22 protein-coding genes are annotated in these 21,658 nt (G+C 40.7%); 8 read left to right on the forward strand and 14 right to left on the reverse strand.

Annotated features, from left to right (window positions below):
- Nucleotides 1–38 precede the first annotated feature (38 nt).
- The 3 genes from ftsA to lpxC all read left to right on the forward strand — a co-directional run bounded on the left by ftsA (nucleotide 39) and on the right by lpxC (nucleotide 3,595).
- Nucleotides 39–1,265 (forward strand): cell division protein FtsA, encoded by a 1,227-nt coding sequence (gene ftsA / locus AU255_RS04445; RefSeq protein WP_080521758.1) that lies wholly within the window; start codon nucleotides 39–41, stop codon nucleotides 1,263–1,265.
- Nucleotides 1,266–1,297: 32 nt separating this feature from the next.
- Nucleotides 1,298–2,458 (forward strand): cell division protein FtsZ, encoded by a 1,161-nt coding sequence (gene ftsZ / locus AU255_RS04450; protein ID WP_080521759.1) that lies wholly within the window; start codon nucleotides 1,298–1,300, stop codon nucleotides 2,456–2,458.
- A gap of 216 nt (nucleotides 2,459–2,674) precedes the next feature.
- Nucleotides 2,675–3,595, forward strand: a complete 921-nt coding sequence (lpxC, locus tag AU255_RS04455; RefSeq protein WP_080521760.1) for a UDP-3-O-acyl-N-acetylglucosamine deacetylase — start codon at nucleotides 2,675–2,677, stop codon at nucleotides 3,593–3,595.
- A gap of 126 nt (nucleotides 3,596–3,721) precedes the next feature.
- Here the strand turns inward: lpxC and AU255_RS04460 are convergent, their stop codons facing one another.
- The 4 genes from AU255_RS04460 to AU255_RS04475 are packed head-to-tail and all read right to left on the reverse strand — an operon-like array spanning nucleotide 3,722 to nucleotide 6,243.
- Nucleotides 3,722–4,153 carry a DciA family protein gene (locus tag AU255_RS04460; protein WP_080521761.1) on the reverse strand — a complete coding sequence of 144 codons (432 nt, stop codon included), beginning with the start codon at nucleotides 4,151–4,153 and terminating at the stop codon, nucleotides 3,722–3,724.
- Nucleotides 4,150–4,866 carry an ABC transporter permease gene (locus AU255_RS04465; RefSeq protein WP_198942531.1) on the reverse strand — a complete coding sequence of 239 codons (717 nt, stop codon included), beginning with the start codon at nucleotides 4,864–4,866 and terminating at the stop codon, nucleotides 4,150–4,152. Before AU255_RS04465 ends, AU255_RS04460 begins: the two co-directional genes overlap by 4 nt.
- Before the next feature lie 18 nt (nucleotides 4,867–4,884).
- Nucleotides 4,885–5,481: a DUF502 domain-containing protein gene (locus AU255_RS04470; RefSeq protein WP_080521763.1), complete on the reverse strand. Its 597-nt coding sequence runs from the start codon at nucleotides 5,479–5,481 to the stop codon at nucleotides 4,885–4,887.
- A 33-nt stretch (nucleotides 5,482–5,514) separates the two neighbouring features.
- Complete coding sequence (locus tag AU255_RS04475; RefSeq protein ID WP_080521764.1) at nucleotides 5,515–6,243, reverse strand: TSUP family transporter; 729 nt, start codon at nucleotides 6,241–6,243, stop codon at nucleotides 5,515–5,517.
- A 659-nt stretch (nucleotides 6,244–6,902) separates the two neighbouring features.
- Here AU255_RS04475 and AU255_RS04485 point away from each other — a divergent pair.
- Nucleotides 6,903–7,214, forward strand: a complete 312-nt coding sequence (locus tag AU255_RS04485; protein WP_080521766.1) for a hypothetical protein — start codon at nucleotides 6,903–6,905, stop codon at nucleotides 7,212–7,214.
- Between the two features lie 210 nt (nucleotides 7,215–7,424).
- Here the strand turns inward: AU255_RS04485 and AU255_RS04490 are convergent, their stop codons facing one another.
- Entirely contained in the window at nucleotides 7,425–8,387 is a 963-nt protein-coding gene (locus tag AU255_RS04490) for a DHH family phosphoesterase (RefSeq protein WP_080521767.1), read from the reverse strand.
- Entirely contained in the window at nucleotides 8,387–9,013 is a 627-nt protein-coding gene (gene cysC, locus AU255_RS04495) for an adenylyl-sulfate kinase (protein WP_080521768.1), read from the reverse strand. The genes AU255_RS04490 and cysC overlap by 1 nt, the downstream gene beginning before the upstream one ends.
- Nucleotides 9,014–9,809: 796 nt before the next feature.
- On the opposite strand from cysC, the gene AU255_RS04500 reads away from it, so the two are divergent.
- A complete protein-coding gene (locus tag AU255_RS04500; protein WP_080521769.1) occupies nucleotides 9,810–10,805 on the forward strand; it encodes an IS30 family transposase in 996 nt (331 codons plus the stop codon).
- On the opposite strand, the gene AU255_RS20250 is transcribed toward AU255_RS04500, so the two are convergent.
- The 7 genes from AU255_RS20250 to AU255_RS04525 form a co-directional block, all read right to left on the reverse strand.
- Nucleotides 10,724–11,089: a hypothetical protein gene (locus tag AU255_RS20250; protein WP_198942532.1), complete on the reverse strand. Its 366-nt coding sequence runs from the start codon at nucleotides 11,087–11,089 to the stop codon at nucleotides 10,724–10,726. The genes AU255_RS04500 and AU255_RS20250 overlap by 82 nt on opposite strands.
- 69 nt (nucleotides 11,090–11,158) lie before the next feature.
- A complete protein-coding gene (locus tag AU255_RS20255) occupies nucleotides 11,159–11,446 on the reverse strand; it encodes an IS66 family transposase (RefSeq protein WP_198942533.1) in 288 nt (95 codons plus the stop codon).
- Nucleotides 11,447–11,462: 16 nt separating this feature from the next.
- Entirely contained in the window at nucleotides 11,463–11,666 is a 204-nt protein-coding gene (locus AU255_RS20260; RefSeq protein WP_198942534.1) for a hypothetical protein, read from the reverse strand.
- A gap of 34 nt (nucleotides 11,667–11,700) precedes the next feature.
- The gene (locus AU255_RS04510) at nucleotides 11,701–12,732 is read right to left on the reverse strand and encodes a transposase (protein WP_198942535.1); all 1,032 of its coding nucleotides are present in this window, start codon (nucleotides 12,730–12,732) and stop codon (nucleotides 11,701–11,703) included.
- Between the two features lie 947 nt (nucleotides 12,733–13,679).
- Nucleotides 13,680–14,081, reverse strand: coding sequence for a hypothetical protein (locus AU255_RS04515; RefSeq protein WP_080521770.1), 402 nt, complete (start codon nucleotides 14,079–14,081; stop codon nucleotides 13,680–13,682).
- A 403-nt stretch (nucleotides 14,082–14,484) separates the two neighbouring features.
- Entirely contained in the window at nucleotides 14,485–15,282 is a 798-nt protein-coding gene (locus tag AU255_RS04520) for an FRG domain-containing protein (RefSeq protein ID WP_080521771.1), read from the reverse strand.
- Between the two features lie 76 nt (nucleotides 15,283–15,358).
- Complete coding sequence (locus tag AU255_RS04525; RefSeq protein WP_198942536.1) at nucleotides 15,359–16,105, reverse strand: hypothetical protein; 747 nt, start codon at nucleotides 16,103–16,105, stop codon at nucleotides 15,359–15,361.
- 425 nt (nucleotides 16,106–16,530) lie between these two features.
- On the opposite strand from AU255_RS04525, the gene AU255_RS20650 reads away from it, so the two are divergent.
- From AU255_RS20650 to ltrA, 3 genes are all read left to right on the forward strand, one after another.
- On the forward strand, nucleotides 16,531–16,971 hold the full coding sequence (locus AU255_RS20650) for a phage integrase N-terminal SAM-like domain-containing protein (RefSeq protein WP_233144549.1): 441 nt from the start codon (nucleotides 16,531–16,533) through the stop codon (nucleotides 16,969–16,971).
- Nucleotides 16,971–17,528 (forward strand): tyrosine-type recombinase/integrase, encoded by a 558-nt coding sequence (locus AU255_RS20655; RefSeq protein WP_233144550.1) that lies wholly within the window; start codon nucleotides 16,971–16,973, stop codon nucleotides 17,526–17,528. Before AU255_RS20650 ends, AU255_RS20655 begins: the two co-directional genes overlap by 1 nt.
- 677 nt (nucleotides 17,529–18,205) lie before the next feature.
- On the forward strand, nucleotides 18,206–19,519 hold the full coding sequence (gene ltrA, locus AU255_RS04535) for a group II intron reverse transcriptase/maturase (RefSeq protein WP_080521772.1): 1,314 nt from the start codon (nucleotides 18,206–18,208) through the stop codon (nucleotides 19,517–19,519).
- A gap of 377 nt (nucleotides 19,520–19,896) precedes the next feature.
- Here the strand turns inward: ltrA and AU255_RS04540 are convergent, their stop codons facing one another.
- Nucleotides 19,897–21,633, reverse strand: a complete 1,737-nt coding sequence (locus AU255_RS04540) for a diflavin oxidoreductase (protein WP_080521773.1) — start codon at nucleotides 21,631–21,633, stop codon at nucleotides 19,897–19,899.
- Between the last annotated feature and the right edge of the window lie 25 nt (nucleotides 21,634–21,658).

Below are 21,658 nucleotides of genomic sequence, written 5' to 3' on the forward strand. Positions count from 1 at the left end.
GTTTAGCTTGTTCTCATCAAGTAGTTAAAGGCAAAGTAATGGCAAAACAGACAGAGCGTAAGGTAATTGTAGGGCTGGATATAGGGACATCCAAAGTTGCCGCTATCGTTGGCGAGGTCAATGAAAACGGTGAGGTTGAAGTGATCGGAATTGGTTCTACACCATCTAGAGGCTTAAAAAAGGGAGTGGTGATTAATCTGGAGTCCACTGTCAACTCGATTCAGCGTGCTGTAGAGGAAGCTGAGCTAATGGCGGGATGTGAGATTACATCTGTTTACGCAGGGATCGCAGGAAGCCATATTAAAAGTTTAAATTCACATGGTATTGTTGCGATTCGAGATAAGGAAGTGTCTCAATATGATATAGACCGGGTAATAGATTCAGCTCGTGCTGTTGCCATTCCAGCGGATCAAAGGATTATTCATATTTTGCCGCAAGAATTTATTATTGATTTACAGGCAGGCATCAAAGAGCCTATTGGCATGTCGGGTATACGCCTGGAAGCAAAAGTACATATGGTAACGGGGAGTGTCAGTGCAGCACAAAATATTATTAAATGTATACGCCGTTGTGACTTAGAAGTCGATGATATCGTTCTGGAGCAACTGGCTTCCTGTTCTTCGGTATTAACCGAGGATGAAAAAGAACTGGGAGTGTGTTTAATTGATATTGGTGGTGGTACGACAGATATTGCCATTTTTTCACAAGGGGCAATAAAACATACAGCTGTTATTCCAATTGCAGGGGATCAAGTAACCAATGATGTTGCTGTTGCCTTACGCACACCGACGCAAAATGCAGAACTAATAAAACGCGAACATGCTTGTGCATTAACTCAGTTAGCGGATGCTAATGAAATGATTGAGGTGGCGAGTATTGGTGATCGACCCTCACGCAAAATTTCCAAACAAAATCTGGCGGAAATTATTGAGCCCCGTTATGAAGAACTGATGCTGTTAGTCCAGGCAGAGTTACGGCGAAGTGGTTATGAAGGTTTGATTACTGCAGGTATTATTTTAACAGGAGGGAGTTCGAAAGTGACTGGACTGGTAGATCTGGCAGAAGAAATTTTTCATATGCCAGTCCGATTAGGTATACCCCAGCATGTAAAGGGTCTAACTGATGTTGTACAAAATCCTATTCATGCTACAGGTGTAGGGTTATTGTTGTATGGAAGGGATCATTTAGCAAGTAGTGATCATTTGGGAGAAACCAGTGAAGGAATTTTTGCACGAATGAAAGCCTGGTTTCAAAACAATTTTTAATATTATCTTTAATAAAATGTGAGGCGAGAGTTATGAAATATGAATTAATGGATTTAGGCTTAGAAAATGCAGTAATTAAAGTAATTGGTGTCGGCGGCGGTGGCGGTAATGCTGTAGATCACATGGTTAATAGCCATATTGAAGGAGTAGAGTTTGTTTGTGCAAATACTGATGCACAAGCCCTGCGTCGTTTACAAGTACCTACGGTGATACAGTTAGGTGCCGAACTGACCAGAGGTCTTGGTGCCGGTACAAATCCAGAAATAGGTAGAGAAGCTGCAGAAGAAAACAAAGATTTAATTCGCGATGTTCTTGAAGGTGCGAATATGCTGTTTTTAACGGCTGGTATGGGAGGGGGAACCGGCACGGGTGCTATTCCTGTTATTGCGCAGATAGCAAAAGAGTTAAATATTTTAACAGTCGCAGTCGTTACTAAGCCTTTTGATTTTGAAGGTAAAAAGAAGATGCAGGTTGCTGAGGCCGGAATTGCAGATTTAGAGAAATATGTAGACTCGTTGATTATTATTCCTAATCAAAAACTATTGCCAGTGTTAGGTGCTAATGTATCAATGAAAAAAGCATTTGCAGCTGCGAACGATGTTTTACTTGATGCAGTGCAAGGTATAACCGAGTTAATCACCAGTCCCGGCATGATTAATGTTGATTTTGCTGATGTTAAAACAGTCATGTCAAATATGGGTGCCGCTATCATGGGGACGGGAATTGCGAGTGGTGAAAATAGAGCGCGCGTAGCTGCAGAAAAAGCGATTGCCTGCCCGCTGTTAGAAGCTATCAATCTTCAGGGTGCGCGAGGAATTTTGGTGAATATTTCTGCTGCAGATATGGGTATTTCCGAGTTTGATGAAGTAGGTAATATTGTACATGCGTTTGCCTCAGATGAAGCAATTATTAAAATTGGTACGGCTATTGATGAGAGCTTAGGTGAAGATATTAAAGTTACTGTAGTTGCAACAGGCATGGGGAGCTCTCAAAGGACAGTAAGTGGACCTATATATATGGTTCCACCAGTTCCAGCAACTGGAAATGATTATGCTAGCTTGGATACTCCAACAATAACACGTAATCAAAAACAGGATAGTAAAGAGACTCGATTTGGAGTACAGCCAAAAACTAATTCAGCAGATATGGATTATTTAGACATCCCTGCTTTTTTACGTCGCCAGGCTGATTAGGTTTGCTGGATAATATAAGCGCATTACCTAGCCCAGGCCTCAGGTGTATGCGTTGTATTATATTAAAAGAACATTAGAGGGGAATATGCTATTCAAGATATTTATTAGAAGTAGATATGTAAATATGCTAGGAAGAAGGCACTGCGTTCCAGATTAAACGGATGTGGTATACTTTGCCAAATTTGATTGATGACAGATTAGACTTAGGCATAGTAAATGATTAAACAACGAACATTAAAAAATACCATCAGAGCAACGGGTGTCGGTCTGCATACAGGGAATAAAATTTATCTGACCCTGCATCCAGCCGCAATTAATACAGGGATTAAATTCAGACGAGTTGATCTAGAGGAACCGGTTACAATTGATGCTATTCCGTATAATGTTGGTGAGACAACGTTGTCTACAACACTGGTAAAAGATGGCGTAAAAATATCGACTATTGAACATTTGCTCTCTGCCATGGCAGGTTTAGGTATCGATAATGCACTGATTGATGTTACCGCAGCGGAAGTACCCATCATGGATGGAAGTGCAGGGCCGTTTGTGTTTTTGATTCAATCGGCAGGTGTTCAAGAACAAGACGCACCAAAGAAATATATCAGGATTAAGCATGAAGTTAAAGTAACTGATGGTGATAAATGGGCGACTTTTTTGCCTATGAACGGTTTTAAAGTGACTTTTACTATAGATTTTGAACACCCTGCATTTGGTGAAAATGTCAAAACCGCAACTATGGATTTTTCCTCTACTACTTTTGTTAGAGAAGTCAGCCGTGCTCGCACCTTTGGCTTTATGAAGGATATAGAATTTTTACGCGAGAATAATCTGGCCCTAGGTGGTAGTTTGGATAATGCAATTGTGATTGATGATGATAAAGTCCTCAACGAAGGTGGTTTACGTTATGCCGACGAATTTGTAAAACACAAAATGCTGGATGCTATTGGTGATTTATATTTGTTAGGCCACAGCTTGATTGGAGAGTATCAAGGTTTTAAATCCGGACATGGCTTAAACAATCAGCTATTAAGAGCGCTGATGGCTGATACTGATGCCTGGGAAAAGGTAACTTTTGAAAATGATGAAGATGCACCGATTCCATTTATGCGTTCAGCTGAAAGTCGTGCTGACGAATAAATAATAGTAGGTAAAAATTTGCGTTTTTTAGTCGATTAAAGATTCATCAGGTGTGGTTAGAGCAGAATAACGTCTGCTCAACCAACTATCAAGCAAGTACTGGCAAGAAAGTGGACATGCTGTTGTTTAACGATTATATTTTTGTAAGGTCTTACTTAATCCCAATAACGCATCCTTTAATTTACCCTCCGCGAGAGAGTTTGCATTATCTCGAAGCAGGTTTATATTCTCATCCGATGGGATTATTTTTGTTACCTCCTTTTTCATCTTAAATGGCTCAGGTCTTAGGACTCTGATCCGAATCCTGTTAATTCTTTCATTGCTTTGGGCGTTGACTGCCTGCTGTATTTGAGCGGTACAAAAACGTAGCTGAGATGCCCAGGCAGCCGAACCGACATAAACCATTAAACTGTTATTATTAATAACGCAATCCTTGATATGCATTTGCAGTTGCTTTGGGCTCGCTGCAACTATGATACGTAGAATCCGCTGATGCTTTATTAATCGTAGCTGAATGGCAGATGTATGAGAAAAAGCAGACGCAGGTTTAAAGCTCATGAATAATGCCGGGCATAAGTCGGTTTAACAAAACTTAGATACAAAGCAGTCGATAAGCCTGATGAGCCATAAATCATCGCCATCACCATAATTTGATAGCGGGCAGCAATAAAAGGTGAAATACCCGAGAGTATTTGCCCGGTCATCATCCCCGGTAACGAGACTAAGCCGACAGCAAATAAAGAATTAATCACCGGAATCATGGCTGCCTGAAAAGCAAAATTTCGCGCTTCGATATAACTATGTGTATTGTGCAGTTCAGAATCTAGCCTTTCGGCAGCGAGACTCACACTATTCATGCTATTGGCAAACACCATGCCAGCAATAGGAACCATATAATGTGGCGCATACCACGGCGTTAAATGCAGGGTACCCTGAGTAATCAACAGCAGTGTTAGACCCCCGCCAAGTACAATGGCAGTAAAAGCATATTTATAGAGTGCTAAACGTAGTTCGGGGACAGTACTAAGAGCAATCCAGCTTGATGCAACGCACATAATGAACAAAATAAGCAAAATGGTGCCACTATTTTGTGCTGCAAAGATAAAAGTTAAAGCATAGCCAACTAATGCTAGCTGAGACAACATTCGAATCAACGCATACACCGAATGCATAACATTCAATGACCAACGTGTGAAAATCAATAAAACCAGCAGTGCAGGTATTAAAGATAAAGCGAGACTGCTTAAACTGATGGTTTCGATGCTGTTCACAAGGCTGATTAAAAAATATTATTTTGGTTTTAGGGGGTGTAAATTATCAATATGGTTGAAATCAACTCCGACACTAATAATAAAACTGGTGGCCTCTTCAATATTCATTTTTGATTTAACAATTTTGGATTCATGCACAATCACAGTAAAGCCTGATGTAGGATTAGGTGAAGTCGGAATAAACAGAATATACATATCCTCGACCCTGTTAGTTACATAAGCAGGTACCCAGACATCCTCTTTTGGATATTCGGTAAAAACAACTTCACGCGCTTGTTTTTGTCCATGCCCAGTAAACAGATTAACGACTTTTTTGATTACCCGATATATTGAATTTAATAATGGAATGCGGTTAACGATATTATCGATTAAACGAATGATCCAGGAACCTTCAACAATCGTTAAACGATATCCTACATAAACAAACAAATAAAAGCTAAAAACAAAGATAGAAATGGTAATTAAATAATTATCCCAGTAACCATAAACAAACTGAAAGGTACCAGAAATAAGCTCTTTCATAAATAAAACAATTTGTAACACCACAACAATCGGGATAAATGCAAAAACGCCTATAAGAAAATAATTGGCAATGCGTTTAATATAGCTATTCATAACGGTTCCTTTTAGTTTTATTATTTTTGGTTGTTAAAAGTTCAAAGATTTGACTATTAATAAGACTCCCGAAAAAGCCAGAAAGAATGCAAATAACTGAGTATATTTTTGATTATCAATTTGTGTGTAGATAAATTCTTCAGTAAACAAAAAAACAACAACGGAAATTTGTAATAACAACATGTTATCGGTATAAGGCATTCCGCTTTCATAACCTATAAGATACAAGGTGAGTAATTGAAATACTGCGAAAGTCGCATAGCAAATAGCGATAGTAACGCGGGTAATATTTTTAGAGTGGCCTTGTTCATGCACTAGTGCGGTTAGCAAAGAGCCACCTAAATTGGTAATACCATGAACAATACCCATGATTATCAAATATAGTTTTTCATATCGGATCATTGCTCTTAGAGATTGTTCAATACGCGGAAAGAAATTCTTTAGTGCAACAAAGATTAAAAATAGTCCAATCAGCAGGCCAATATTTACTTTAATGTTGGTAATAATAAACAGAAAAAAAACGATACAAGGAATGCTGTACAACAGAACATTTTTATACAGATCAAAGTTGATATAGTTGTAATGCTTCACTACTTGTAGCATATTGATAGCAATAGAAATAGGCAATAACACGGAGAGTGTATAGCTAAAATCATAACCCAGTAACAGCAGCAAAGGTGTACCAAATAGCAGGATACCAACGCCAAATAATGACTGAATAACGGTCGTAAGGATTAAGGCAGCTAAAATATCAACAGGCATACATTTCACAGTGTCAATTTACAATGCTACTAAGTATACCTTGCATTCAGTGAGTTCTGTATAAGAAATATACAAAATACCACATCGACATAAATAGATGATTATTCTACAAAGGGGAATCCTGACAAAATGATTATTGATATGAAAATAGTGTGCAAGCTGGGAGCAAGAAAAATTCTTATTGCGATAATGATTCCCCTAAAGTTGTCAGTATATATTTTAAAAGTTCCAACGTCAGCTATCAAGTTGTGCAAACATCAAATCTATCATCGCAATGTGAATAAAAACGGTGCTTGAGTCAGTTAATACTGCGTAATACTTACTCAATCGCTGATAACGATAAAGCCACACAAAGGTTCTTTCAACAATCCTTCGATGTGGTAATGATTTAACCCCTTTCCTGAATACCCATAACCCCCTCAGCCAATTTAAATAGGCGTCCTGGCATATACAGAGTTCGCATAGCCATATAGCCCAATCGAGGTTACATGTCCACCCATTGGAAGCGCTCACGTATAACTTCTGTGGTCAACACTGGCTACGTTTACTAAATCGAAAACCGGCATTCAGCTCAGCCAATGGCTCGATGTCGAATCAACTGTGGACACCGTTTGTGGTCGACAATAAGGAGGCACTAAAGGTTATAATTGCAAAAAGAAATGGCCCGTTCTTACCCTTTCAAAACTGTTTTTCTAACGGAAACAAACGAAATTTCACAAGCCTGGTTCAGGACAGGCAATGCCTTTACGAGCAACGGTGTGGTTGAATTTACGAAACAGCTACTGGCACACTTACCCAATCGAATACGTATTCTTCCTCTAGGTGACAGTGGTTATTTTGTAAGCGACTTACTTGAGTTGCCTGATATCAGGGGGCATGGTTATTTGATCAAGGTGAAGTCCAAGAGTTTGGTTGCACGGCTGACCGATCCAACCTGGGGCACTATTAAAGGCACCCCCCCGATTTGGTAGCAATGCGAATCGCAGTATCGATGTAACGGCCGGCCTCTGCGCTGGATGGCTCAATCTCTGCTCGATCATCCGTATATCCTAGAAGCATCTTATTGAGATGTAAGCGTATTGATGATGTGCTACATAACCCTTAAGCACTTCATTTATGCGCGTTTGCCAGTAACAATCAGCATTAAGATTTTCCACATGGTTTAACAGGTTAACCTATTTTTAACCCTGATTATAAGTTTGCTCAAATCGCGCAATAAATGTAGCTAATTCTGCTACAGGCAAATGATTAATTCCCGCCGCTGCCCTACGACCTCCGCCGGTTGTAAATGACGCACACAGTGCATCCGCATGGGTTTTATTGTTTAACGGGGCCCGAACACTAACCTGATAATCACCCGCCGGAGTGTAAGTTAACACAGCATGAGCCCTGTCCGGGGACTGGTTTGCTAAATCATTACTATATACTCCGCTGACTCGTCTTGTCCAGCCGTGATCCGGTAATATAAAAACGGCAATTTTTGCGCTGCTATATTCCGGGTGTACTTGTTCTGCACGATGCATGTCCTCTAAATAACCATTTTCTAGTTGCTGATAGATAAGGTGACTATTGCTTATAAAATCAAGTGGTGAGGCATAGCTTGCCATTTCAAGATAGAGTTTGTCTGGGGCAAAGTGCAAATCTTCAAGACAACTACCATAACCATTGTAGTTAATATAGGTACCAAGCTTTTGCAGTAGCTGAAGATCCTGTGTGCTGATGTCAGTGGTATTGGCAAGATATTTAGCGCTACCGTGCAAATTGTCACCAAAAGCAGCGGTAATGGCCCAAAGAGGAAACTGATTTTCAAGCTGCTTATTGATAATTAAACTGGTACAAGTATCTGAGCTGGTATCAATTAAAGCAGTTAAATTAGGGTGCTGTGGAATATCACCAGTCTGGTGATGATCAGCATAAAATATTATTGCACCTCTAGCCAGAAAATCATTTAACGGTGCGATATTTTTTTGCATGGAAATATCTAAAACAGTGAGTCGGTCGCCTGCCTGGACATTAATTTTTTTCAGTAATTGTATATCTCGCTTTATACCGGTAATTAAAGTCGACTCAATTGGCTGGGCAAGACGTAGTTGTATAAGTGCACAGATACCATCTGCATCACCATTAAAGATATCGTAATTCATTAGTTGTTTTTTTCGGGCAAGATGTTTCTTTCGCGCAATAATGCGATGACTTGCGCCGCGGATTCTTCAAGAGATAGAGCGTTTGTATCAATTTTTAATTCTGGCTTAACAGGTGCTTCATAGGGTGAAGAGATACCCGTAAAATCTTTAATTTCACCATCTCTGGCTCTCTTGTATAAACCTTTAACATCTCTAGTTTCACAGACTTCTAACGGGCAGAAACAGTGTATTTCGATAAAGTCACCATGTGGCATTAAGCTTCTCGCCATTTCGCGCTCTTCTTTAAACGGCGATATAAAAGCTGTCAGAGTAATAACCCCTGCTTCTAACATCAGCTTTGCTGCTTCACTAATGCGGCGAATATTTTCTTTACGATCCTGGTCATTAAAGCCAAGGTCTTTATTAAGGCCATGACGAACATTGTCGCCGTCCAGAACAAAAGTATGCAGACCAAGCTGGTAAAGTTGATCTTCTACTGCATGAGCAAGTGTTGATTTTCCTGAACCAGATAAACCGGTAAACCAGAGGACAACAGATTTATGTTGATTTTTTTCTTCACGGCGTGTCCTGCTTACTGTAGATTGGTGCCAAACGACGTTGCTGGATTTATCTGATAGTTCGCTCATATTGGAATAGTTTATAGTGAATGTTTAGTAAAATATTTTGATATTTAGAGTTATTCTTTAACCTGGCGTTGGTTCTCTATCATTGGGCAGTTTCCTGAACATATAAAGTTAACCCTAAAGCCCCCATCTGCTCTAAGTTTAAATGGCTCAATTGCCAGTAAGACAGGAAAAGGGTTACTAAAGTTAATAGCCCCCCCCCCACCAGTGCAATAATTAAAAAAAGCCCGATACGTATGTTGAGTCTGCCCAGTGTCCATCAATAAAGTATAAGATTGATAATGTAATCATGGTGACAGCTATTAGCGTAGACCAGAATATAAATATTGGCACCATAAAAAAGAGCAATCATAAGGGGTTCAAGTAGTTCAATAACCATAATACTTGCACCGGTAAAAAATGGTTCAGGTCGTACATGCAATCCTTCATTTTACTTGAATGCAAGATCTAACCCCAGTTTTTTTGGATATGCCGCTTGATTTTTTTGTCTGGCTAATTCGCAATTTTGGATTTGAGCCTGTTATTCTTTTTTTCAAAAACAGACGCCTGTTGAATCAATCGGGCGTATCAGTAAAAAGCTATTTTCATAGCGTATATTTCAAACATCCTTAGTAGTTTCAGCATCGGGCTTGTCCCGCAAACGGTTCAGATTGTGGCTTGCTATGCGATCACATAGTTAGTATGTAACTTCACGACAGACAGTATAACCCGAATTCATATAATAACTGCAACACCTCTTTAAAGGGTTAGATGGTATAGTTTCCGTCGACTAAAACCTGAAACTAAAAAGAGGTGCTCAATGAACACGTTTAACCATCTAACCCAAGAGGAAAGATTTTACATTTATACGCAACTAAAACAAGGCGTTTCTAAGAATCAAATAGCCATCACATTGGGGCGTCATAAATCGACTATTGGACGTGAAATTACGCGTAATACAGGTCAGTGTGGTTATCGTTACAAGCAAGCTGAGAGAATAGCTAAACAACGCCATATTGATAAGCCCAAAAACATCAAGATGACGGCTGAGTTACAACAGATAATAACGCCTTTAATCAAAGAGAAATGGAGTCCTGACTGTATTTCAGGACGCTTAAAACAACAAGGTAAGGACTCCGTCAGTCATGAGACTATTTACCGTTATATTTTAGCTAACAAAGCAGCCGGTGGCGATTTGTATACTTATTTGAGGCATCAAGCCAAACCTTATCGTAAGCGATATGGAAAAAATGATTATCGCGGAACGATACCCAGCCGTGTTGATATTGATGAGCGACCAAAAGTGGTTGATGATAAAACGCGTTTAGGTGATTGGGAAGCAGATACTGTTATCGGTAAAGGACATAAAGGCGTATTGGTGACGCTGACTGAACGGGTCTCAAAGCTCAACTTCGCCATCTCAATTGAGCGTAAAGAATCTGAATTAACGAAAGAGGCGATTATCAATGCTCTTGAGCCTTTTAAACGTTGGGTTCACACGATTACCTTTGATAATGGACGTGAGTTTTGTGGGCATGAAGCCATTGCAAAAACACTCGACTGCGGCACTTATTTTGCCAAACCGTATCATTCGTGGCAACGAGGTTTAAATGAAAACCACAATGGCTTATTAAGGCAATACTTCCCTAAAAAAGAACCTTTGGATAAGGTAACTCAAGATGAGGTTGATAGTGCAATTACAGCACTTAATCATCGTCCAAGAAAAGGGTTAAATTACAGAAATCCATGGGAAGTATTTTGCCAAATAACGGGGGTTGATATAAATAAATCACAGGGTGTTGCATTAATTGCTTGAATTCGCGTAATTTTAGATGGTATTTCTTCATTATCTTCTTTGCAAGATAGTTGTTTTTCATCAATATCGATATGTTCCCACATTCCGTTTTGATGTAACCAAATGGGGTCAGCATTATTTTCAATAAACTCATCTACATCTATACCATCAATTGTAGGGTATCGCTTTATTTTAACTTGTTTGCCATTCATGAAAACCCACTCATATTTTTTTTGACGTTCTGCTTTTGCAGCTTTACGGGCTCGTTTTTGTGTCGTTGTGAGTTTCTTCTTAATTTTGGCCATGAATAATACGCCTGGTTTAAATATTCATCATGACTTCACTCATTTGAGACTGACCTAAGTAACCTCTCATTATACACTGGCAGCGGCCGCACGAATGACTTCCGATAACGGAGGAATCCCTTCTAACTTCAGTAAGCGACTTTTTAAATAACCCCAAAATGACATGCCGTGCTTTCGGCAGGTCTTCTTGAGACTGGCAAAAGTATCACGGGCTTTCCGCCCTGCATCACTTCGTGTACTCCCGCTGATTTTTCGTTTCTTGACGTAATCCCTTATATCCCGTTCGCTTAAATTGTTATGAAGTGGGAGGTAGGGTTTGTCGAGTACACGGAGGAGTTCATGTTGATTTTTCCCCATTCGCCCGAGAGCCTGGTTAAGCGTTTCGTAACAGGTTTTGGTACTGCATAGGATTTGAAAGCGCTGCCTGATACTGTTCGGTAACAGGATTAAGTTTATAAGCTTTCAGGTCATGGTAAATCGACCAAAGCTGGTCGCGTGCGTCATCGACTGCCTTGGTATGGCTGTCATTTATAGGAATCAGGCGATTAATCACTCGTTCGGCATGGATCCAGCACAAGGCATGATCAAAGACGTTAAACTGCCCTGCATCATCACTGATAATTGAAAAAGTCAGAGGAAATGCCTTGGTCTAGCAGCCCTCCCATCAAAGCACCTTCCGTGACTATTTTTCTGTGCCGAGGTTTAACGATGCCTTGCTGATCCAGCCATTCGCACCCGTCAGGTGCCGTGTTAATGCAGACACTGATATTTTCCAGTGTCGCCAAGATTACAACAGACAGCTTATTTTGTGCCATGTATTCAATGGCACCTGTGTTCAATGTATAAAGCGTTGTTTTGCCTTGTGATAGACAGTTTAAAAAATTGATTCTGCTTTTACTTTCTGTACTACTGAACCAGGCAAAAAAATCATTGCCAATATGTGTGCAATAGCCATTTTGCCCTTTATGCCGTGCGCCAGTATCATCTGTATGAATATATTTAGAAACGGATAATCCCGTCTTCAGTAATTCATCTTTTTCGGCATGAAAGTCGTCCAGATCTTCTGTTAGTATATAACTGAGCTTACCGCTCGAAATATCGACGCCTAAATCACGAATTTGTTCCAGTAGTAATGGCTGTGTGACATGTTGGTGATGGTATTGATAGAGAATAAAGGCAATAAGGCTTTTACCAAAGCTACCTCCCTGAATGTCTTCGGGAAGCTGACCTAAAATCGTAAGACCCTCTGGCGTTATATATTCTGCTAAACGATAACGAATGTTATGAGTTTGAAAGGTAATATCCTGAATAACACGATCCTGATACCCTTTAAAGCGTGAACCCTCTGGGATTTCATCCGGCTGAATAATTTGGGTTTCATCTATTTTGAGGTTGCCTTTTTTACTGCGCCTTGGGCCTTTTTTCCTTTTTGATGAGGAGTCATCACTTCCTGGGGCACCCTCCTTATCCATTGTACTCGGTTTGATTTTAGGCTTTGTGGTTTCGCCTTTAAGCTTGAGTATCTCTTGTGCTAACTCATCAATCTGCTTTTGTTGCCAGGCAAGCATTTCCAATAACACATCGACTAGCGGTGTGCGATCTTCTTTGTTTATCTCTGGTAATTCAGGTTTAGGCGAGTTCATAGAATATATTGTAAAGCAACTTTTTAATATTTTCCCGTGGATAATGAGAAGTTACTGACCTAACTCTGTCAGAAAAACTTCATTAATTGTACGAACTCCACACTTAGGGCACGTAATTTCTTTCTCGAAATCGGGTCTAAACGTTTGTTGATTCATTTTTATTTTTCCAACTTCAGAATCGAATATTCCATTACATTTTTTACACTCAAAATTTATTTGCATGACTGCGCCTCCCTCTTTGTAGTGCTAACGGCCCCGATAACCTGCCGGGCCACCATTTTAGACCGCGTTAGCGCCGCTGACAATTACCCGGTCAGGTTTATTGGATTGTGTGCGCCCGGCATGGGCATGATCTTATGGGGGTGTAAGTCCCCTGTACATTATCCAGAGATTTATTCTAAATGATAATTCTAAAAAGTACTAGCCGATGGCAAGGATGGAAGGGCGACCAACCATCTGAAAGAAGCCTAAGTGCAAATCTGTGAGCCACTGGACAAAAACAGCATAGTAAGGCCGAACCGCAGGGCGAGTCAGCAAAATTGACGGAGCCCGCCTGGATCACTGTGAAATGGTAAATGCTGTGGTTATGCAGAGAAAGATTATATTCTTACCCGGGGAAATCTGTCTGCCTAAGTTACTTAACAGAGGCGGTGAAGCAGAGCCTGCGCAGGTGCGCGTTAACAGGGTAGAAGTCAGCTGAAGACGAGAACCCGATATTCATACTGGGGAAAGGTCTGAAGGCCGTGTGATAAGGTGGTGCTTGTGAGCTTTGCTTATTCCTAAACCCCGACGGAAAAAAGACGGGGGTTAGGTCTTGCAATCAAGTATTTGTCGGTTTCTAGCAAACTTTTAGTCCTTAGAATAAACAGCTTGTATTTACCAATCATCAAGTGACCAGCCAACTTAAGTCGATATATGCATGATTATAAGACCCCGTGTTTTCTCATTTAATGACCAAACAAAAACCGTGGAAACAGAAAGCCTCTTGCCTGCTGCCACAACAACACAACATCTGAGATCCTAGCCAATCCTGGGGTATTGGTGCTTACTGAGAACTCAATATTGTTTTCACCTGGCCTTAGAATTCCAGGGGCAACAACCTCATGAAGGGTTCGGTGTTGATCACCACCGAACAGTTGATCTGGGTGTTGGGTCATAACCCCTTGACCATTTATTTTTACTGTGAGTACTACTAGTCCAGTCTCCGTTTCAAAAGTATTCAGCCGAAACATGAGCACTGAACACATACTGACATCTGGGGCACGTAAATTAAAATCGAAATCCTTGTCGATATCTGAACCCCTTTGTATTGTAAAAGGAGCATCGGTTATTACAACAAACTCTGACATAGTCTTCTCTCTAATTGATTTATACCTTATTCATTTATTTTGAATAAGTATAACGACTAGCCGACGGCAATTGCAACTCCGCGAGGTTGTTTTACTAATTCGCAATTCGGGAACTAACCCTTTCGTTCAGCAGCAAATTAGATGCTGAGGGAGTTGCTTGGTCAAAAAACCGGGGATTAAGGCTAAAAATCGCTCCGATACTTGTTGTTGACCGTTGACTACAATGGACAACCTTTAAAGTTCAGTTAACGGGTAAAAACAGAGGCGTGGTTAATCAATCGGGCTGATCCACAAAAAGCTATTTTCATATATCGTAGTTACAGACTTCCTGCTATCGTGCCAGGCATGTCCAACAAACGGTTAGATTGTGGCTCGCTTCGCGATCACAATCTAACCTTGCTCGTCAGATTGTATATACTTGTAACTCCATTTTAATTGCTTTACCCAAGCCAGTGAGATCTCCATAAATTGATCTTGCATTAATACCAACCTTTCGTAATAACGTATAGACATTTTGATATAGGGGGTATCTGACAATAAATTTGTACATTTTACACTTATCATATATTCCAGAATTTATTATTGATTCAATAGTTTTTTCTCTATTTCCTGATATTAAAAATGTACCAAATTGCCTATCCATACGTGCATTTTGCTCTAATGGTTCAGTGACCCATAAAATATCGTATGCAAAGCGGTCAACCACTTCATCAAAAATTTCATCTTGTTTCCCATGGATTGAGGCTCTAGATTCAGAAAATTTAGAATCTCGATTTTTGATAAAATTTAAAGAGCTTTCCATTACCGAAGAATAATCCAAAGCATAGATTGCAAAATCTTCATTTGATAGTGGATCATACGTCTCTAAAGCAAAATATAAAGCGACATAAGGGCTTTCAGTAAAATCAAGCAATCTTGTTGGAACACCGTAATGTTGCATTACAGACAGCCAAGAAAGTTTTGATTTCGGTGTATGCTCAGTTTGGTTATAAATATGGTATTTTGAACGAAACGCTTTATGTGAATGATCTTCAAATTTGCGGGCATTTTCTGAACTCCATTTAGTGCCAATAACACGTTCTAACGTAGACTGTAATTTCCACTCAGCACTTGAATGACCTCTATAAACAAAATGATTTGGAAGTTCATTGAGTTTTCGTATTAACTCATCAATGCTTTCAATAGTTACCTCTTCAATCATCCCCTCACCTTATAATAGGCTTCCTGCAATTCCTTTAAAACCTCAACTCTTCGCTGCTCTGAGTCCACTGGAATTATTACCGCATCGCCCTTAAGTTTAATATTGGTATATTTTTTTGTTGGTTTGGTTGTATTCTTGCTGAGGCTGTATTCCCAGTTGCAGCAGTTGATTTTGCAACAGCTTCGATATTGTCTTCATTTAGGTATTCACCAACTACCTCTACGTTACCGTAGTCACCATTTATTTCCTTACAATACACTGATAGAGGCTTTTGAAATAATTCATCAGCATCAACAGGATTAGGGCCAGTAAAAGATGCCTTAAATCGTTTGATTGAGTATGCTGACTGAAGTTTTTTTATAAATCCATCTGGGTCAGGAATCATATCTACTCTAACCTCAATTCCATGCTCTTTTATTATGTTTGTATTTTCAAATAATTTAGTAATTTTCCTTGCTATTGATCTGACATCTGGAGCTACTTTTGTCTTTTTAGCTATACCTAAAAGTCCGATGGTACAGTCAAATAATACATGGGTATATGGTCCAGAATCATCAATCAAATCAACAAAATTACCTGTTTCAGGATCAAACCGTTCAACTGTTGTTTTTGTAGTACGTCCAACTGCAAATACACCAGTCATTTCATCAAAATATTCAATATTTCCGATATGCCAAATGTGATCTTGCTTGAGTTCAATCTCGGGCTTTTCATTCAACGTTTTTATAAACAGCTGCGATGTAGAAATATTTGGTAAAAATAAATCGCTTTGTGTAGATTTAATAAACTTTGCTAGATATAAATAATATTCGACTACAGACACTATATTCGGCTCCTTCCATACAAAAATCTAACATTGTTAATAAGTGGAAAAAACTCCATCTAGTCCATATATACAATGCAAAAATTTCCATGTGTTGTGATATTAAATTAGGTAACATGGAAATATTTTCTTTAATTTTCCATTTTATCCATAGTAGCGACCATTATAGTGGAAAGCAAGACAAACATAATACTGACAGGTGGAAAATATTTTTCGGTATTGGGTCGTCGTCATAAAAAGTAGAATACAGTTTAATGATGGCCTATTGTATTGAATATAAATAAGTATTATTTATTTTGAGTTTCTTTATTCAAGTAATGGAGGTGAGGCGTTGGTGCATTATTTTCTATATATTGTGATGATATTGACAATAACTTGGAAAGTATCAATAGATTTTTTTAAGCTACCTTAGTTAGGTTTTCCTTATGGATATGCATAATAAATTCAGGCCGAATCCCGATCTAAAACTTATCGAGAAAGTGCGTGAGGTCATGCGCTATCACCACTATCAATATCGAACCGAGCAGACTTATTGCGACTGGATTACCCGGTATATTAAATTTCATGGTTGCCAGAAGCATCCCCGAGAAATAGGGAAACTGGAGATTGAGTCTTTTTTAAGTCACCTTGCGCCAGAACGAAAGGTTTCTGCATCGACTCAGCGACAGGCATTCAATGCTATTGTGTTCCTTTATATTAAAATTCTTGATTTACCTGTGGCAGAGGATATCGGGCATGTCAGGGCGAAACGACAGAGTAGACCTCCGGTTGTTTTGACCAAGTACGAAGTTCAACAAGTTTTTTCATGGATGAAAGGAGATCATCTTTTGATGGCTAAAATTTTTACGGGTGTGGACTCCGGCTGATGGAATGTATCCGTCTGCGCATTCAGGATCTTGATTTTGGGCAGAGTCTGGTTTATATACGTGATGCTAAAGGCGGGAAAGACAGGCTGGTGGTATTGCCAAAATCTGTTCGGGAAGATTTACAGTTTCGGGTTGAGAACGTTAAAAAAATACATTATGAGGATATGTTGCAAGGATTTGCTCGAGTCTATATTCCTGACGCTCTTGCACGAAAATATCCATATGCCTCCCAGGAATTCCGCTGGCAGTATGTGTTTCCGCCTAAAAAATTGAGCAAAGACCCCCGCCGCCGTTCTGGTGTACAGAGCAGACCTCATGTGCTTGAGTCAGGTCTGCAGAAAGCGGTGAAAATAGCGGTTGATCGCGCGGGTATTACAAAACGTGCGACTTGCCATACATTACGCCATTCATTTGCAACGCATATGCTGGAAAATGGGGTGAATATCCGGATTGTACAGGAGCTCATGGGGTATGTGGATGTGAAAACGACTGAAATTTATACTCATGTTATGGAAAAAGATATTTCGGGTGTTGCTGGTCCGCTTGATCTGCTATAAAAGCATGGGTTGGTTGTGGTGTGACTGGCATGATAGTCAGCTAGCTGGTGGAAGTCCAGCCTTTGCCCTGTGAGAAGGGAAAAAGTAGGCGAAAGCAAGGGTGTCCAAAGAAACTCCCGGTAGCTACCCAACAGGGAAACACGGTTATTGGGAGCCAATGCGGAATCTGAAGGAAGCTCTAGCCAAATCGATCACCTAAACGAAAGTGAACCTTCGTAAGGCGGCAACAAGGGGATAAGGTGCCCGCGACCACCGAAGTCCAATATTCTCACCGTAACGTGTTGTTGTATTGAAGGTAGGTAGATCGAGAGATAGTTGACTATCTTACCCAGTGAAGAGCCGTCGGCTTTGGGTCGGAGTAACTGCGACTCCTTAAGCCCTAAGCGCTACAGTAATGTAGACGTTATGAACCGAGGGTTTTCAGATGAAGCCATAGTAATCGTAAAGTTTGGTGCCGATGAATTCATGGTGACATGAAGGAGGGTAAAACATCAAATCAGCAACAGGACGTTGGAGGTGAAGGGCGGAACACGTAAGCGGCCATGGCCGTTGATTATAAACTGATGGACTGAGATCAGCCTAACAGGAACAACCCTCTATTCGCGTCGTAAACAGTGAACGAATCGGTTGTGCGAGATTGAAGAAAGCCCATTGCAAAAGAAAGAAAAAAAAGTGAAATGAACGAACACGACCTATTAATAGAGGAACCCAGACTTTTCGACCAGTTATGCTCAACCTTATACTTGGGCGTCGCTTTTAAACAGGTAAAGAAAAACAAAGGTAAACCCGGCATAGACGGAATAACCATTGCAGACTTTGAAACTCGTTTAGACGAAGAGCTAAGTCAGTTGCAAGAGGAACTCGCAAACTGGACTTATCAACCCTCGCCAGTCCGTCGAGTAGAAATAGCCAAGCCGGGAGGCAAAGGTGTACGACTACTCGGCATACCGACGGTACGGGATCGAGTGGTACAAACAACATTAAAGCTACTGCTGGAACCGGTCTTTGATCCGCATTTTTCACCGCACAGCTATGGATTTCGCCCAGGGCGAAGCCAGCACGAAGCGGTACAAGCGGCACAACAGATAGTGAACAGTGGCAAGCCCTACGTGGTGGATATAGATCTATCCAAGTTTTTTGATAGAATCCATCACGACAGGCTGATAGCCCGAATGGGCGAGAAAATATCCGACAAACGGATACTTCGCCTAGTCGGAAACATGTTGCGTAGCGGCGTCATGATCAATGGCATCGTCAACCCCAGCAAGGAAGGCGCAATGCAAGGGGGCTCACTCAGTCCCTTGCTGAGCAATATCGTTCTGGATGAACTGGATCAGGAATTGGAAAAACGTGGACTGGAATTTTGCAGGTACGCGGACGACTGTAATATCTTCGTAAAATCGCAAAAAGCGGCAGATCGAGTGATGGAAAAAGTCAGCCAATTCATCGAAAAGAAGCTGAAACTGAAAGTGAATCAGGAGAAAAGCCAGGTGGCTAAATCCGATGCGGTAAAGTTTTTAGGTTTTACCGTGGTTAAGGGGACAATTGCCATTGCGCATAAAGCCCTGCAAACAGCCATGAGTGAAATCGAAGAACTGACACCGCGAGGTACACATCAGACTCTGGATACATCACTGGACGAGATCAATCAATGGTATGTGGGCTGGTCAAATTACTACAGTTTGACTTACTACCCCTCACAATTGAATAAAATCGAAGCCCATATCAGGCGACGACTACGATCACGAATAGTCGATCAACAAAAGAGAAAACAGCATCTATATCGAAAACTGGTCAAACGGGGCGTACCACGAAAACAAGCATCAAAAGCCGTCTTTTCAAACAACAAACGGTGGCAACTCTCCAATGCGCGAGCAGTGACGAGGGCTTATCCGAACAGTTGGTTTATAAATCTGAAAGGGCAGGAAATACGATCCGACCGAAAGTTAGAGCATTGGTTTGAAGTTTCTCAATGGATACGTCTTGCGTGAGGAGCCGTGTACAGACCCGTACGCACGGTTCTGTGGGCAGACGCGGGAGCTGCGGCTCCCTCTGACCCGATACGCCTTGATTTAGCTTAGGAGCGTGCACGAAATAAGATATGCATCTTAAAATGGGGCGCAGGTCTTTAGCCTGCATTGTAAAAGGCGGACTAAAGATCCGCGCCCCATTGTGTCGAAGTTACTTCATGCGCGTTCTTTAGCTATGTGCAGAAAATATTTCTTGCATCTTATTGAAGTACAGGTAGCGTTGCAGCGCAAAGCTGGCGAGCCCGATTTGCGTTATCTGCAGGTATGGGAAACTTATCTACTAATTGACAAGTTTCCCACCCGTTCCCCTGGTTTAGGTATATTGAAAACTATAGTTTTTAATAAACATCTCGTACATAGCGTTTATCTTTTTTCATTTGATTAACGTATTCTGCCGCTTGTTCTTCAGACAGATCACCATGAATGGCAATGACATCATGCAATGCTTTATCAACATCCTTGGCCATACGGTATGCATCACCACAGACAAAGAAATAGCCTCCTTGTTCGAGTAAGGCAAATAGTTCGGCTCCTTTTTCACGCATGCGATCCTGAACGTAGATTTTTTCTTCCTGATCACGAGAGAAGGCTAGGTCTAGTCTGTTTAGTACGCCATGTAATTGCATAGCTTCGATTTCATCTCGATAGATAAAATCTTTATCTGCATTGCGATCGCCAAAAAATAACCAGTTAAGTCCTTTTGCTTTTCTAAATTCACGCTCTTGCAAGAATGCACGGAAAGGTGCGACTCCAGTACCCGGTCCGACCATAATCATAGGTAAATCATTGTCTTCAGGAACACGAAACACTTTATTCGGGCTAAAGAAACAACGTACGGCTGAATTATCATCCGCTATGTCAGCAAGATAGGTTGAGCAGACGCCTTTATGTTCACGGTTGAAGCTGTTATAGCGCACGCTACTGATGGTTAAATGCACTGTTTCAGGGTTTGCTTTGCCACTAGACGAGATGGAGTAAGCTCTATGCTGTAATGGTTTTAATAACGCCAGAAATTCTGCTGCCGAGAATTGCATTGCCGGGAATTGTAATAATAAATCTAAAGTATCACGCCCCCAAAGATATTTAGTGAGCTGGTCTTTGTCATCTGTGGCTAATAAATTATTCAGTTCCTGATCGCCTGAACGTTTGGCAATTTCATTCAATAATTCTTTGCTTGGTAACTTGATTTCGAAATGTTCACGTAATGCTTCCGATAGAGGCATTAAGACGCCACTTACGGGCTCTTCTTCGTCACCGCTACAGCCAATCGCTTTAATGATGTCAGCGACTAATTCAGGACAGTTTACAGGCACAACGTTCAACGCATCCCCCGCTTCATAACTTAATCCGGAGTCTGCGATCGAAATTTCATAATGGCGAATTTCTTTGGATGAATCCGGACTGGTCAATAAACGATTGGCAACTAATTTTCCTGGGAAGGGATTTTTTCGCCCATATTTTGCTGTAGCCGGTATGCTGTTACTATCAACTGTTATTGTCGCAGCGCCATCGGCCATTAGCGGGATAACATTGCCAATCCAGTTTTCGGCGGCTTCATCAAAATCGACATCACAATCAATGCGGTCGTACAGGCGCTTGGCACCCAGTTTTTCTAAACGCTGATCCCAATCTTTACCCGCTTGGCAAAACATGTCATAACTGGTATCGCCTAAAGCAAGGACTGAATAGTTCATATTTGTCAGGTCAATGCTATCGTCAGAGCTGATTGTTTCCCATAGCATTTGTGCGTTATCAGGCATTTCGCCTTCACCGTAGGTACTGGTGATAATCAATAGATATTCGAGACCGATAAAAGTGTCAGCTTCGATTTCATCCATGCTTAAAATACCGGGGTTTAAACCATGTGCTTTAGCTAGTTGTGCGGCATCGTGAGCCACTGATTCAGAATTTCCGGTTTGTGATCCATATAAAATGCAAATACTACGCGCATTAGCGTTATCGCCAGAGCCTGCGCTTTGTATGATATGGGAGTGCATTCCTGCAAAAAAACCACCTAGCCAGGCCTGTTGTGCCTCATTGAAAGGTATGTTTTGAGAATTGTTCGCTATTGTCATGGGACTACTCTTAAAAAAGGGTCTC

It is taken from the genome of Methyloprofundus sedimenti (assembly GCF_002072955.1).
Classification (GTDB): Bacteria; Pseudomonadota; Gammaproteobacteria; order Methylococcales; family Methylomonadaceae; genus Methyloprofundus; species Methyloprofundus sedimenti.

Bases quoted from the DNA above. Each gene is read 5' to 3' on its own strand.
- AU255_RS20255 (WP_198942533.1), bottom strand. From the start codon at position 11,446: ATGGGGAAAAATCAACATGAACTCCTCCGTGTACTCGACAAACCCTAC.
- AU255_RS04520 (WP_080521771.1), bottom strand. From the start codon at position 15,282: ATGATTGAAGAGGTAACTATTGAAAGCATTGATGAGTTAATACGAAAA.
- lpxC (WP_080521760.1), top strand. From the start codon at position 2,675: ATGATTAAACAACGAACATTAAAAAATACCATCAGAGCAACGGGTGTC.
- AU255_RS04540 (WP_080521773.1), bottom strand. From the start codon at position 21,633: ATGACAATAGCGAACAATTCTCAAAACATACCTTTCAATGAGGCACAA.
- AU255_RS04510 (WP_198942535.1), bottom strand. From the start codon at position 12,732: ATGAACTCGCCTAAACCTGAATTACCAGAGATAAACAAAGAAGATCGC.
- cysC (WP_080521768.1), bottom strand. From the start codon at position 9,013: ATGAGCGAACTATCAGATAAATCCAGCAACGTCGTTTGGCACCAATCT.
- AU255_RS20650 (WP_233144549.1), top strand. From the start codon at position 16,531: ATGGATATGCATAATAAATTCAGGCCGAATCCCGATCTAAAACTTATC.
- AU255_RS04490 (WP_080521767.1), bottom strand. From the start codon at position 8,387: ATGAATTACGATATCTTTAATGGTGATGCAGATGGTATCTGTGCACTT.
- ftsZ (WP_080521759.1), top strand. From the start codon at position 1,298: ATGAAATATGAATTAATGGATTTAGGCTTAGAAAATGCAGTAATTAAA.
- AU255_RS20250 (WP_198942532.1), bottom strand. From the start codon at position 11,089: ATGGCCAAAATTAAGAAGAAACTCACAACGACACAAAAACGAGCCCGT.
- AU255_RS04475 (WP_080521764.1), bottom strand. From the start codon at position 6,243: ATGCCTGTTGATATTTTAGCTGCCTTAATCCTTACGACCGTTATTCAG.
- AU255_RS04460 (WP_080521761.1), bottom strand. From the start codon at position 4,153: ATGAGCTTTAAACCTGCGTCTGCTTTTTCTCATACATCTGCCATTCAG.
- ltrA (WP_080521772.1), top strand. From the start codon at position 18,206: ATGAACGAACACGACCTATTAATAGAGGAACCCAGACTTTTCGACCAG.
- AU255_RS04500 (WP_080521769.1), top strand. From the start codon at position 9,810: ATGAACACGTTTAACCATCTAACCCAAGAGGAAAGATTTTACATTTAT.
- AU255_RS04515 (WP_080521770.1), bottom strand. From the start codon at position 14,081: ATGTCAGAGTTTGTTGTAATAACCGATGCTCCTTTTACAATACAAAGG.
- AU255_RS04485 (WP_080521766.1), top strand. From the start codon at position 6,903: ATGGCCCGTTCTTACCCTTTCAAAACTGTTTTTCTAACGGAAACAAAC.
- AU255_RS20655 (WP_233144550.1), top strand. From the start codon at position 16,971: ATGGAATGTATCCGTCTGCGCATTCAGGATCTTGATTTTGGGCAGAGT.
- ftsA (WP_080521758.1), top strand. From the start codon at position 39: ATGGCAAAACAGACAGAGCGTAAGGTAATTGTAGGGCTGGATATAGGG.
- AU255_RS04470 (WP_080521763.1), bottom strand. From the start codon at position 5,481: ATGAATAGCTATATTAAACGCATTGCCAATTATTTTCTTATAGGCGTT.